Source organism: Imperialibacter roseus (genome assembly GCF_032999765.1).
Classification (GTDB): domain Bacteria; phylum Bacteroidota; class Bacteroidia; order Cytophagales; family Cyclobacteriaceae; genus Imperialibacter; species Imperialibacter roseus.
Map to the genome: position 1 here is coordinate 1117135 of NZ_CP136051.1, position 11266 is coordinate 1128400.

At 48.6% G+C, this 11266-nt stretch carries 14 protein-coding genes; 8 read left to right on the forward strand and 6 right to left on the reverse strand.

Features of this window, described 5'->3' with window-relative positions; all coding sequences use genetic code 11:
• Positions 1–34 precede the first annotated feature (34 nt).
• The 4 genes from RT717_RS04870 to RT717_RS04885 form a co-directional block, all read right to left on the reverse strand.
• Positions 35–859, reverse strand: a complete 825-nt coding sequence (locus RT717_RS04870; protein ID WP_317490609.1) for a DUF4349 domain-containing protein — start codon at positions 857–859, stop codon at positions 35–37.
• Between the two features lie 55 nt (positions 860–914).
• Positions 915–1409 carry a BP74-related protein gene (locus RT717_RS04875; protein WP_317490610.1) on the reverse strand — a complete coding sequence of 165 codons (495 nt, stop codon included), beginning with the start codon at positions 1407–1409 and terminating at the stop codon, positions 915–917.
• Positions 1410–1529: 120 nt separating this feature from the next.
• Positions 1530–2147 carry a Uma2 family endonuclease gene (locus RT717_RS04880; protein ID WP_317490611.1) on the reverse strand — a complete coding sequence of 206 codons (618 nt, stop codon included), beginning with the start codon at positions 2145–2147 and terminating at the stop codon, positions 1530–1532.
• Between the two features lie 383 nt (positions 2148–2530).
• A complete protein-coding gene (locus RT717_RS04885; RefSeq protein ID WP_317490612.1) occupies positions 2531–5470 on the reverse strand; it encodes a WD40/YVTN/BNR-like repeat-containing protein in 2940 nt (979 codons plus the stop codon).
• 178 nt (positions 5471–5648) lie between these two features.
• Between RT717_RS04885 and RT717_RS04890 the strand changes: the two genes are divergently transcribed.
• From RT717_RS04890 to RT717_RS04925, 8 genes are all read left to right on the forward strand, one after another.
• On the forward strand, positions 5649–5891 hold the full coding sequence (locus RT717_RS04890) for a DUF1059 domain-containing protein (RefSeq protein ID WP_317490613.1): 243 nt from the start codon (positions 5649–5651) through the stop codon (positions 5889–5891).
• An 88-nt stretch (positions 5892–5979) separates the two neighbouring features.
• Positions 5980–6333 (forward strand): bleomycin resistance protein, encoded by a 354-nt coding sequence (locus RT717_RS04895; RefSeq protein WP_317490614.1) that lies wholly within the window; start codon positions 5980–5982, stop codon positions 6331–6333.
• A 102-nt stretch (positions 6334–6435) separates the two neighbouring features.
• Entirely contained in the window at positions 6436–6756 is a 321-nt protein-coding gene (locus RT717_RS04900; RefSeq protein WP_317490615.1) for an ArsR/SmtB family transcription factor, read from the forward strand.
• Between the two features lie 10 nt (positions 6757–6766).
• Positions 6767–7228, forward strand: coding sequence for an SRPBCC domain-containing protein (locus tag RT717_RS04905; protein WP_317490616.1), 462 nt, complete (start codon positions 6767–6769; stop codon positions 7226–7228).
• 49 nt (positions 7229–7277) lie between these two features.
• Positions 7278–7679 (forward strand): DoxX family protein, encoded by a 402-nt coding sequence (locus RT717_RS04910; protein WP_317490617.1) that lies wholly within the window; start codon positions 7278–7280, stop codon positions 7677–7679.
• A gap of 242 nt (positions 7680–7921) precedes the next feature.
• Entirely contained in the window at positions 7922–8500 is a 579-nt protein-coding gene (locus RT717_RS04915) for a YdeI/OmpD-associated family protein (protein ID WP_317490618.1), read from the forward strand.
• 4 nt (positions 8501–8504) lie between these two features.
• Positions 8505–9065, forward strand: a complete 561-nt coding sequence (locus RT717_RS04920) for a DUF4256 domain-containing protein (RefSeq protein ID WP_317490619.1) — start codon at positions 8505–8507, stop codon at positions 9063–9065.
• 228 nt (positions 9066–9293) lie between these two features.
• Positions 9294–9983 carry a heavy metal transporter gene (locus tag RT717_RS04925; protein WP_317490620.1) on the forward strand — a complete coding sequence of 230 codons (690 nt, stop codon included), beginning with the start codon at positions 9294–9296 and terminating at the stop codon, positions 9981–9983.
• A gap of 72 nt (positions 9984–10055) precedes the next feature.
• Here RT717_RS04925 and RT717_RS04930 read toward each other — a convergent pair whose 3' ends face one another.
• Together RT717_RS04930 and RT717_RS04935 are read right to left on the reverse strand one after the other, a co-directional pair.
• Positions 10056–10352, reverse strand: a complete 297-nt coding sequence (locus tag RT717_RS04930) for a putative quinol monooxygenase (protein WP_317490621.1) — start codon at positions 10350–10352, stop codon at positions 10056–10058.
• 61 nt (positions 10353–10413) lie between these two features.
• Positions 10414–11094, reverse strand: coding sequence for a DUF3667 domain-containing protein (locus RT717_RS04935; RefSeq protein ID WP_317490622.1), 681 nt, complete (start codon positions 11092–11094; stop codon positions 10414–10416).
• Between the last annotated feature and the right edge of the window lie 172 nt (positions 11095–11266).

Here is an 11266-nt window from a genome sequence, read left to right on the forward strand (position 1 = left end):
ATAAAAGAAGGGGAGCAAAAGCTCCCCCGTGGTTTTAAATATTTCGGCGCCCCCTTCTTATCCGCACTATGATTACGATTATGAGGATAATCAGCACAAAAGGCCATAACTCCACCGTCCAAACCATAAAGCCCAGGAACTTGGCCCAGCCTACGCCAAAGCCACTTCCTACTTTGTAGAAAAAGCCAAAGCCCTCGGAGTCGGTCTGGTAGAAGTTGATCCAAAGCGTGGCAAACTTCACCCTGTTTTGCAGGTAGTTCATCCGGCCCTGCATCGATTCAATGTCCGTTCTCACCTGGCCCAGCTGTGCTTCGATGGCCACCATGTCGGTGACCGTTTTGGCTTGCTTGAGCAAATCGATATAGCGGGTTTCCAGCTCTTTTTTGGTTTTGAGCCGGGTTTCCACATCCACATACTCCTCTGTCACATCGATGGCGTTCACATTTTTGCTATCCACCTTGCCGGCGTACGAAGAAATAGCCGCCATAAATACTTCGAACTTGTCGTCGGGAATGCGAACGGCCACGCTCTGCTCTATCATGCCCTCGTTCTTGTACATGTTTTCGTTGAAAACATAGCCACCATGAGCTGTGACTGCTGAGTCAAGGAATGTGCGTGTTTTGCTCACGTTTTCAGTTTTGAAACGCATGTTGCCTTCCCTGATGAGCTTGCGCTCAATGGTATTGGGAGCATCGCCAGTGTGCATTTGGGGATCCTCTTCAGCAGCAGCCATCTTGCGATCGGCGGCAGGAGCCATTTCGCTGCTGAAACCCATGGGTTCGCCGCCAGAGTTGTTGTTGCCGCATTGCGTGAATAAAAGCACCAGCGCCAGGCCGGTCAGTTTGATTGTGTTGTTCATCTTTATTTTGTGTTTGAGCAATCTCTGGCATTTTTCATGCCATGAGCCGTACCTTTTATTTTTTTATTTCCTCTGGCGACACTTCTCTCTGCACAGTGTATCCCCAGAAACCGATATTGCCAGTGCCTTCTTCCTGGCCTGTGTTGTCAAACCACCAATCCATGTCATTTTCTACGTCTTGAGGGCCGCCGTCGAGGATTTCAATAGTGGAGCCAGCGAAGCCGCTAAATTCCGTTACCTTCCACGACCACGTGACATTTCGGAGCAAGTCTTTGTTGAGGTAGGTTTCCGTGCCATCGGTTGCCGCCACTTTAGCCACAACCAGCCTGTCCAGTGCTTCGTTGTTTCTATCAGCAACGATCGCCCTTGCCTTTGCAATGTCTTCGGCGCTGGAAAGTGGCAGGATGTAGGAATCACCCTTTTCTGCGCTAAACTCAGTGACGAGAAAGAAGACGGTGGTTTCGTTTCTGGGAATGTCGTCGTCGGTTACTCCGCAGCCTGCAAGTGCTAGTCCGCTCAGAAGTAAGATGAAAAAGTGCCTGATACTCATAATGAATTTAATGTTTGAGCGATAGGACACGGGGAAGCGGAAAGGAGTTGGGGACGCTAGTGAAAATAGGCAGCGCTTTACCTCATGGAATTACATCCAGGCAACACCACAACTGTTGATCTATTCGAAAATATCGCCCACTGTCAGGTTGATTGCGGAAAGCATGCCGCATTGAACATGATCGCTGCCGGAAAGTCTGGCGGCAGACAGGTAATGGCCTTCTGGGTTGAGAAGAAAAATCTCCACGATGTTGTCGTTGGGGAAAACCAACCAATACTCGTTGACCTTATGTTCCCTGTAAAGCTCGAATTTGTCTTTGAGATCTCTTGATGCTGTGGATCGAGAAAGGATTTCAATAATTAGGTCAGGTGCACCTACGCATCCTTTCTCATCGAGTTTGCTGGCGTCACACACGATACAGATGTCGGGCTGTACCACAGTGAATATCTTTTTGTCGTCATCTCCTGGGTTATCGGGCAGGCGGACGTCAAAGGGTGCATGGAATAGGTTGCATGATTTGTTTCTAATATGGGGGCCTATATGGCTTATAAGATTGGTGCTTATCAGTTGATGCCGTGTCAATTGACCAGCCGACATCTTGAAGATTTTTCCTTTGATGATCTCCACTCGTTCCTCGAAAGCCCACCGGAGATAGTCGGCATAGGAATAGGTGACTTCAGGATCCAGAAGATTGAAGTCTTCGATGCGTTCTTCGGGGAATAGGCATTCTTTGGGCATGGTTGAAATCAATATATTTTTACCCTCAAGCCGGGTGGGCTGTTACTTTTCCTTGCCGTTCCCGGATGGGATGAAAAGTAACCAAAAATCATGGAAAAATTAACGCACAAGCCGAAAACACGCACCCTGCCACCATTTTTCCCCCTCCCGCCATTAAGGGCGCTACACTGAACTAAGAATAGTATTTAAGAAAACAGCGTTGTGTTCCTCCGAATTTAAAAACAAGAGAGGTGCCTTTTGTTGGACCAAGTTGGTAAGTAATTTTCAAGAAGTCGTGAAAGTTAAATAGAAAAGAAAAACTGGTTCAATGCGTCCCGCCCGGCCGGGTTTCTCCAGTCGGATAGGCTTGGACCTTTTTCTTTTCTATTTAACCTCTTAGTTAATTATCCCTTCCTTTCGGGCCGCTTTCTTGGCTCGTCTACTTTTAGGTTGGTGGTGGAGGTTTCTCCGCCCTGGCTAATGGTAACTGTGTAGGTGCCGGGTACGAGGTAGGTCTTGCCATTGTCGGCCTTTTTCACCGCCTTGGCTTTTTCTTCGCCAAGCTCTGCTTTTAGTGCATCTACTTGTGCGTCGGTTACCGTCAGGTCATAGTCATAGTAATTAAGTCCCTTTTCTGCTTTCACAGTGGCCTCGAATACCTTGGTGCCTTTGTCTGAGGTGAGGGTGAGTGCTACATCACCCCCAGCTTTCGCATAGAAGGGCAATGTTTGGCTCGGCTCATTCACGGGTCTCCATTGGCTGAAGCCAGGCATGCCCCAGCGTTCGCTGTGGGTTACCTTGTCGGTGTCGAACAAGTGCAATGCTTTGGCTAGCACGTCGCCAGTCAGCATTTGCAGGTGGGCTACATTGCCAATATAGATCGAGCGGCCGTGTGTGCCTACGATCAGGTCTTTTTCCCTAGGGTGAATGGCCAGGTCGTGCACAGCTACGTTGGGCAGGCCACCATCGAAAGCCATGAAGCTGGCACCTCTGTCTACCGACACATACAGGCCGTGGTCGGTGCCTACGTACAGCACATTTTCATTTTCAGGATCTTCTCTGATGATGTTCACAGACTCCTTGGGCAGGTTGGTGCCAATCTTCTTCCAGGTTGTGCCATAGTCCTCTGAAACATAGATCAGTGCATCAAAATTGTCCCATCGGTAGCCGTTGAGCGAGGCATACACCCGGCTTTCTTTGTGTTTGGAAGGCTCCACATTGCTCACCCAGTAGTTCTGTGGCAGGCCACTCACAATCTTTGTCCAGCTGTAGCCACCGTCTTTGCTCACATGAATCAGCCCGTCGTCGCTGCCGGTGTAGAGTAGTCCGAAGCGGGTGGGGGACTCGGCAATCACAGTCAGGGTGCCGTAGCTCACGTTGCCTTTTTTACCGCCGTTGGTCAGGTCGCCGGAAAGGGTTTCGAAGTTGTCGCCCTGGTCCATGCTGCGGTGGAAACGGTTGGAGCCCATGTAGAGCACGTCCTGGTTGTGGCGGCTGAGGAAGATAGGCGTTTCCCAGTTCCAACGGTAGGGCCGCTCGCCCAGCTCATGCGATGGCGTGATGCGCTTGCGGTCTCCGGTTTGTGAGTTGCCCCTTATGTAGTTACCAAACTGCAGTCCGGTGTAGTATGTCAGGTTGTCTCTGAAGTCGACCTGCACCTGCATGCCGTCGCCGCCGAAAATGGATTTAAACGGATACTGACCTTCTGCCTGCCAGCCGTTGCTATATTCGTAGTTGCTTGGCCCCATCCACACGCCGTTGTCCTGCAGGCCTCCGTACACATTGTAGGGACTGGCCATGTCGTAGGTCACAGAGTAGAACTGACCCAGCGGAATAGGGTTGCACTTGTTCCAGGTTTTGCCATCGTCGTAGGAGATGTTGATGCCGCCGTCGTTGCCGAGGATGAGGTGACCAGTGCGTTTGGGGTTCACCCACAGGGCATGGTGGTCGCTGTGTACGTTGTCGTTGTCGAGCGACTCCCAGGTTTTGCCACCGTCGAGCGAGCGTACGATGGGCACGCCCATGGTGTAAATATGGTCGGGATCCCGGGCGTCGATGCGCACCTGTCCAAAGTAGTAACCGTAGCTGTACACCAGGTCTTCGATGTAACCTGCGTGTGTTTTGAACCATGTTTTTCCACCGTCGTTGGAGCGGTACATTTCCCCGCCTTTCACTTCGGTGTCGAACAGGAGCGAATTGGCGTCTTCAGTGTATTCTACCAGGTCGAGCGGTTTTACCTTGCCTGCTTCCACGCCTTTCTTAATGTCGGGGGCATTGTACTTCTGCGGAAAGCGGTTGGCGTCGAGGTAGGCGTTAATGTCTTTGTTGTCGAGGGCCAGAAAGTCGGCTGTAGAGATGCTTCTCAGCAGGTCTTTCGTCACCTTGTCTTCTTCCTCTTTCTTTTCTTCTTTGTCCCGGAAGTCCTGATTATCGAGCATGGCATACACGATGGACGGATTGGATAAAGACACTTCCAGGCCTATGCGTCCTACACCTTTGGTAGTAGGGAAGCCACTTGCTTCGGTATTGATTTTTGCCCAGGTACCGCCACCGTCGGTGCTTTTGTACAAACCGGAGCCTTCACCCGCACCGTCGAAGTTCCAGGCTTTGCGGTCTTTCTGCCAAAGGGCTGCGTAAAGAATGTCGGCGTTGGAGGGGTCTTTTGCCAGCTCAATAGCGCCCGACTTGTCGTTGCTGAACAATGACTTTGTGTAGGTTTTTCCGCCGTCGGTGGTTTTGTAAACGCCTCTCTCGGCATTGTCGGAATAAAGGTGACCAAGGGCTGCCACCCAGAAGGTGTTGGGGTTGGTGGGGTGCAGAATGATTCGGCCAATGTGATGACTTTCTTCGAGGCCCAGGTGGATCCAGGTTTTGCCATTGTCGGTGCTTTTGAAGACGCCATAACCAGAATAAGAAGAACGGCTGGAGTTGTTTTCGCCCGAGCCAACGTAAATGGTGCCGGTGCCCCAGTCGACAGCGATGTCGCCTATCGACATCACAATTTCATTTTGGAACATGGGGTCAAAGCTGATCCCGTTGTTTTTTGTTTCCCATAGGCCACCCGAGGCATAGGCCACATAAAAATGGGTAGGGTCGGAGGGGTCTACTTCTATGTCATCCACACGGCCGCTCATTACGGTGGGGCCCACGTTGCGGAAGGGAATGTTTTTCACCAGCGAATTTTGCTGAAGTGTCAGCCTTTGCTGGTAGCCCTGCCAGCGCTCTGCGGCGGGTGTTGCTTTGGGCACTATTTCGGCGGGAGTAGCCTTTTTTCGCTGTGCCCATGCTGGTAAGGCCAGGAAAAGGGTTAGCGATAAAGCGATCAGTAGTTGTCTGTTGTTCATTTGAATCCTCTTTTTTTGCACTATTTAGCTAAAAGTAGGCAAAGGTGAAATGGGAATAGTGGTAAGTGGGGTGATGTTGAATGTGGATAGATGGGCAAATTGACTATCTTTAATCAGGTATCGACTACGGAAATGCGAAAAAAAGCTGTTTAACCCACACAATTACACAAACTGCCCCATGATGAAAACGATGACTTGCCGACAGTTGGGAGGTGCCTGCGACAAAGCCTTCCAAGCTGCCACGTTCGACGAAATAGCTCAACTAAGCAAAACCCACGGCACTGAAATGTTTAAAAAAGGAGATGCGGCCCACCTCGAAGCCATGCAGGCCATGAGCGAGCTAATGAAGTCGCCGGACAAAATGAAAGCCTGGTTTGAGGCAAAGAAAAGGGAGTTTGAAACGCTTCCTGATCATTTGTAAAACTGCACGGCGGCTTGTTCGCCTCGTTTCTTGATTCCAATCAAGTGCCCTTTTGGGAGGTAGCGTATAAATTGCCTGAAAAAAAGACATGCTCACTTCCGTTGTTCCAAAGCTTCCTTTTATCAATAAGCAGCAAACTGTTGATTTCTATGTCAATCAGCTCGGTTTCACCGTGCGGTCCGACTATGGCGACTACCTGATCATGGACAAGGACGGCGTGGAGCTGCACTTTTTTTCCTTCCCGACTATTGTGCCCGCCAAGTCCGATTTCATGATTTATGTGCGGGTAAGTGAGGGGATTGAAAAGCTCTACGATGGCTACCTGCATAGTATGCCTACCTTTCGGGTAACGCCTTTACTGACACAGCCCTGGGGGCAAAAGGAGTTTTCGATCAGCGACCCAAATGGCACGTTGCTGACTTTTGGGCAGGCATGGCGTTAACCATTTTACCAACCACCAGTAGCTGACTTTTTTATTTTCTGAAAAAAAATATTTGCGCAGTTAAATAGCTGCATGTATATTTGCAGTCAAATAGCTGCATAAATGAAAACAAGGCGAGATATTTTCCAGGCAATAGCTGACCCTACACGGAGGGCCATTTTATCGTTGGTGGCTTTGCAGGCCATGACCCCCGGTGCCATTGCTGACAGCTTTGAGTCATCGAGGCAAACTATTTCTAAGCACATACAAATTCTCACCGAGTGCCAGTTGCTCACGCAGGAACAGTCGGGCAGGGAGATACACTATCACTTCAACGCCAACAAAATGAAAGAAATAGCTGAATGGCTTCTGCCATTTGCACAGTTGTGGGACGACAGGTTCAATAAATTGGAAGCTGTGATGAAGCAGCACAAAACCCTGTAAAAAGGATTTTATGGAGCGAAAAACAAAGATTCACGCCGAAGAGGGCAAGCAGGAATTGCTGATAACGAGAGAATTTGATTTACCATTGGAGCTGCTGTTTAAAGCCTATGTAGAGCCCGAAATTGTGGAACAATGGATGGGAACGAAGGTGGTGAAGCTTGAAAACAAAAAGCACGGCAGTTGGCAATTTGAAACCACCGACCCTATGGGAAACAAGCATGGGTTTAATGGAACAATCCATGAGTTTGTGCCGGATCAGAAGATCACAAGAACATTCGAAATGGAGAATGCGAATTTTGGTGTTCAACTGGAGTTTTTGGAGTTCGAGCAACTCACCGACGCCACCAGCAAACTCACCATACACGTCGTTTACAGGTCGGTGGCCATCCGTGACCAAATATTACGGCTACCCTTTGCGCAGGGTGTCAATATGGCACACAACCGCCTGCAGGAAATACTAGGCCAGAGCTAATCCCTGAAAGACATTAAAACTTACACCCGAACACATAAAATAACTAATCATGACAGAGACACAACCATCTGCCGGAAAAGCAGGAAAAATCACTTACTGGATTGCCACCATTTGGCTCGCCCTGGGCATGACTTCAACTGGTATAGTGCAGCTGATAAAAATGCAGGAAGAGGTAGAGAAAATGGCTCAACTGGGCTACCCCAGCTACATCCTCACCATACTCGGCCCGCTGAAACTTTTGGGAGTGGTGGCGGTGCTTGTTCCCAAATTCCCTCTGCTGAAGGAGTGGGCTTATGCTGGCTTTTTCTTCAATATGGTGGGCGCCATTTTTTCTCATGTAGCTGCCAACAGCGACCCTTTGGAGCTCTTTGGGCCAACGTTGCTGCTGGTGCTGACTGTGGTGTCGTGGTATTTCAGGCCGTCGTCCCGCAAACTTGTATCAGTTGCCTGAGCCGGTAGCGATATGTATGCCTCAGATTGTGTTTTTACTGCCTCTCACCGAGGGCAAACGCATTTAAAACTATTTAACTTTGAAATTCTTCTTTTTACCCTAGCCCTAAAGGGAAAGAAGAATTTCAAAGCTGTTTCACCCTTAAGGGCCGGGGTAGAAAAACAGCTTTGAAAATAATTTATCTAATTTGTTTTAAATGCGTTTGCCCTGGCCTCTCACCTAAATTTAGCAACATGAGCCATATGAGCCCCAGTATCGATGCTTTTTTCAGTAAAACTTCCCGCTGGCAGGAAGCCTTCCATCAATTGAGGAGGATTATTCTCGACAGTGGGCTGGTGGAGGAGTTGAAATGGGGAAAGCCTTGCTACACGCTGCAGGGAAACAATGTGGTATTGATCCATGGGTTCAAGGAATACTGTGCTGTCCTTTTCCATAAGGGTGTGTTGCTCAGGGATGAGGAGGGCATTTTGATCCAGCAAACGGAGAATGTGCAGGTGGCCCGCCAGCTCCGGTTTACCAGTGCTGAGCAAATAGTAGAGATGGAGCCAATTATCAAAGGCTATGTCCTCGAAGCCATTGAGGTGGAGGAGTCTGGAGCCCAGGTAGAACTCAAAAAAACGTCGGAGTTCAATATGCCGGATGAGTTTCGCCAGACGCTGGATGAAAACCCAGCATTGAAAGCTGCTTTCGAGGCGTTGACACCTGGGAGGCAAAGAGGATACCTGCTGCATTTTTCTCAACCCAAGCAATCTAAAACCCGGGAAGCAAGGATCGAAAAGTATATGCAGCATATTTTGGATGGAAAAGGACTAAATGATTAGCCAGATGTCAAAAAAAGAACTATTACCAGCACAAAGCGAAGAGTTGCTCAATACCCTGAAGGCCCGCTTTGAGAAGCACATGAATCGCCATAAAGGGCTGGAATGGGCCAAAGTAAAAGCAAGGTTGGAAGCCAACCCGGGCAAGTTATGGGTGCTCGACGACATGGAAACAACAGGCGGTGAGCCCGATGTTGTTGGCTTTGATGACAACACAAAAGAGTACATTTTTTATGACTGCTCTGCTGAAAGCCCTAAAGGCCGGAGAAGCCTTTGTTTCGACCATGAGGCACTGGAGTCAAGGAAAGAACATAAACCAGCCGACAGCGCCACCAACATGGCCGCCAACATGGGGATAGAATTACTGACGGAGGAAAACTATCGGATGCTGCAAACCCTTGGAGAGTTCGACTTGAAAACCTCAAGCTGGGTGCAAACGCCTCCCGAGATCAGAAAGCTTGGCGGTGCCCTTTTTTGCGATCGTCGTTTCAATCATGTGTTTCTGTACCACAACGGTGCAGAGTCTTACTACGGCGCCAGGGGCTTTCGTGGTTCGCTGAGGGTGTGAATTAGTAGACTCTAATCCGTTAGCAGCTCTGTGAGGTACAAGGCATTGAAGCCGTCTGATGGAGGCATCTGCCTTATAAGTTGGGCCTCAAATCGTCAACTTCGCTTTTTTGTCTGATCGAATAGTGCATTCATCTACTTATTCTTGCGACCCCAAAGAAAAGCTGACTTTGAGATTCTTTTTTTAGTAATATCGCAAAAAAAACAATCGTAGCTAGACGTCAGTGTTATGGGAAAGATCATCAGGCCAACCTATCCGGTTGAATTCAGTGTAGGGCTTCTTTTGCTTATTTTCGCTTTGTCTTCTTTTTTGGGCTCCCAGCTTTTTGAGGCTCCCTTCGGCGAACTTAAGGAAGACACCAGCGGGTATATAGGCATGGCTCTGGTGGGCCTTGCGGTCGTTATAATGGTATTGATCCTTTGGGAAGAATTCTTGTTCCCCATTACGGTAGTGCCCACCGAAGGGCAGGTGGTCTTCAGAAACCACCGAAACAAGTTGCTGACACAATTATTCATCTATTTCAGCATACCTGCAATTTTCGTTTTCATTTATGCCAACTACGAAGTAAATCAGGTTCGTTTCTTTATCTGGGCGGCCATTTGTGTCATTGCACCCGTTGCGGGGAAGCTAATTTCAGGGATCAATAACTACAATGATTTTTTGAAGCTGACCAATGAGGAGATCGCCTATAAAAACAATAGAAAAGAAGGCGTTTTTAAGGTAGCCGAGGTTCAGCACATTACACCCGTGAAAGACGAGAGGAATGTTCTTCACAAGATTCAGGTGCAGCTGACCAACAACAATCAGGTGATAATTGACCTGGATGAAATGGAGTTGGCCGACTTTTACAACTCGATTGATGAGGCGCTTAAAGCTCACTACGAAACTATTCTAAAGGAAGCCAAAATTTCTGCTTAAGCAGCGTATCAGAGGAAGACGTAATTCGTCGGCAGTGTTAGGCTACTGCCTTGTCAGCACCATATCGGTGGGTTACTTCTCCGCCACCAACCCCAGGTGATGAAACCTGGGTTCGCTCTCGCAGAGAGGGTAGAGGGTGTCCACAAATTGCTTGATATAAGGCGAGTCTTTATGCTTTTCGTCAGCATCCTCACCCGTAAAGCACATAAGGTGCACAAACTCCTGGATATCATGATTGAACTGAAAGGACTGATAGGCCAGCGTGCCAGGCTCGTTATTTCTGATGTTATCTATGAAGCCACGTATCAGCTTTTCGGCTTCCTGCACGTGGCCTTCTTTTACACGAAATTGAACCATTACATAGAGCATCGCTGGCGGGTGTGTTAAGTTGAACTTCTATTCTAAAGATACAATTTTTTCTGCTGTCTTGTTACAACTCAAACTCCAGATAGGGTAGCAAGTTCAACATATCCAGTGTCAGGAAAGTCAAATGTGTCATAATGATGGTGCAGAGCTGGGCATAGGCTGTGGCCATGATCGACAACGTAACACCCATCCAGTTTTTCATCCGGAAAAAAGTGGTGTAAACCCAAATATTATAGAGAATTACGATCACTGTGTAGATAGTAATAATAGCCGCCTTGGCATCCGGGAATAGCTGAAGAAATGGGAACATGATGACGATGAGTGCCAGCTGCTGGGCGGTTACATAAATATTCATCACCAGGTGCTCCGAAAAATTATCGCCAATGGGTTTGAAAAAAAGCCAGGTGGAAAAGGTATAAATAGGGATGGCGATGATGTTGATGAGGGTAGAATACTCGTTGGCAAAGTCCCAGAAGCCGACGAAATGCATTTTGTACCAATGCCAGTCTTCAAAAAAGTTGTTTTCCTGAGCCACTTTGAAGATGCCGTAGCGGATGGAAAGAATGGTGGTGACAGCGCCAACTAACAGCAAGAACTTGGCTGGCACATAAAGACTGAGCCGCTTGCCGTCGATATATCCCCTGATCGCTTGCCCGGGACGGATCGCCAGTTCTCTGAGGGTGCCAAACAGGCCGGTCTCGATATCGAGCGACGATTCGAATGACTCCGCCAGCAATGTTTTCATATCAAAGCGATCCACGCTAGCACTTTGTGCACAGTTGGGGCAAAAATTACCCTGAAACACCGTTCCGCAGTTTTTGCATACCATCAGGAGCGAAAATAGCAAAACGGCCGCTTAACTATCACAGCGACGATATATTATGTGAGGCAAATATCGGCGGCATGACTTTTCGCCG

Excerpts from the sequence above, each read along its gene's own strand:
- RT717_RS04935 (WP_317490622.1), bottom strand. The coding sequence starts at position 11,094 with ATGAAAACATTGCTGGCGGAGTCATTCGAATCGTCGCTCGATATCGAG.
- RT717_RS04900 (WP_317490615.1), top strand. The coding sequence starts at position 6,436 with ATGAAAACAAGGCGAGATATTTTCCAGGCAATAGCTGACCCTACACGG.
- RT717_RS04895 (WP_317490614.1), top strand. The coding sequence starts at position 5,980 with ATGCTCACTTCCGTTGTTCCAAAGCTTCCTTTTATCAATAAGCAGCAA.
- RT717_RS04925 (WP_317490620.1), top strand. The coding sequence starts at position 9,294 with ATGGGAAAGATCATCAGGCCAACCTATCCGGTTGAATTCAGTGTAGGG.
- RT717_RS04890 (WP_317490613.1), top strand. The coding sequence starts at position 5,649 with ATGATGAAAACGATGACTTGCCGACAGTTGGGAGGTGCCTGCGACAAA.
- RT717_RS04880 (WP_317490611.1), bottom strand. The coding sequence starts at position 2,147 with ATGCCCAAAGAATGCCTATTCCCCGAAGAACGCATCGAAGACTTCAAT.
- RT717_RS04920 (WP_317490619.1), top strand. The coding sequence starts at position 8,505 with ATGTCAAAAAAAGAACTATTACCAGCACAAAGCGAAGAGTTGCTCAAT.
- RT717_RS04870 (WP_317490609.1), bottom strand. The coding sequence starts at position 859 with ATGAACAACACAATCAAACTGACCGGCCTGGCGCTGGTGCTTTTATTC.
- RT717_RS04875 (WP_317490610.1), bottom strand. The coding sequence starts at position 1,409 with ATGAGTATCAGGCACTTTTTCATCTTACTTCTGAGCGGACTAGCACTT.
- RT717_RS04885 (WP_317490612.1), bottom strand. The coding sequence starts at position 5,470 with ATGAACAACAGACAACTACTGATCGCTTTATCGCTAACCCTTTTCCTG.
- RT717_RS04915 (WP_317490618.1), top strand. The coding sequence starts at position 7,922 with ATGAGCCCCAGTATCGATGCTTTTTTCAGTAAAACTTCCCGCTGGCAG.
- RT717_RS04905 (WP_317490616.1), top strand. The coding sequence starts at position 6,767 with ATGGAGCGAAAAACAAAGATTCACGCCGAAGAGGGCAAGCAGGAATTG.
- RT717_RS04910 (WP_317490617.1), top strand. The coding sequence starts at position 7,278 with ATGACAGAGACACAACCATCTGCCGGAAAAGCAGGAAAAATCACTTAC.
- RT717_RS04930 (WP_317490621.1), bottom strand. The coding sequence starts at position 10,352 with ATGCTCTATGTAATGGTTCAATTTCGTGTAAAAGAAGGCCACGTGCAG.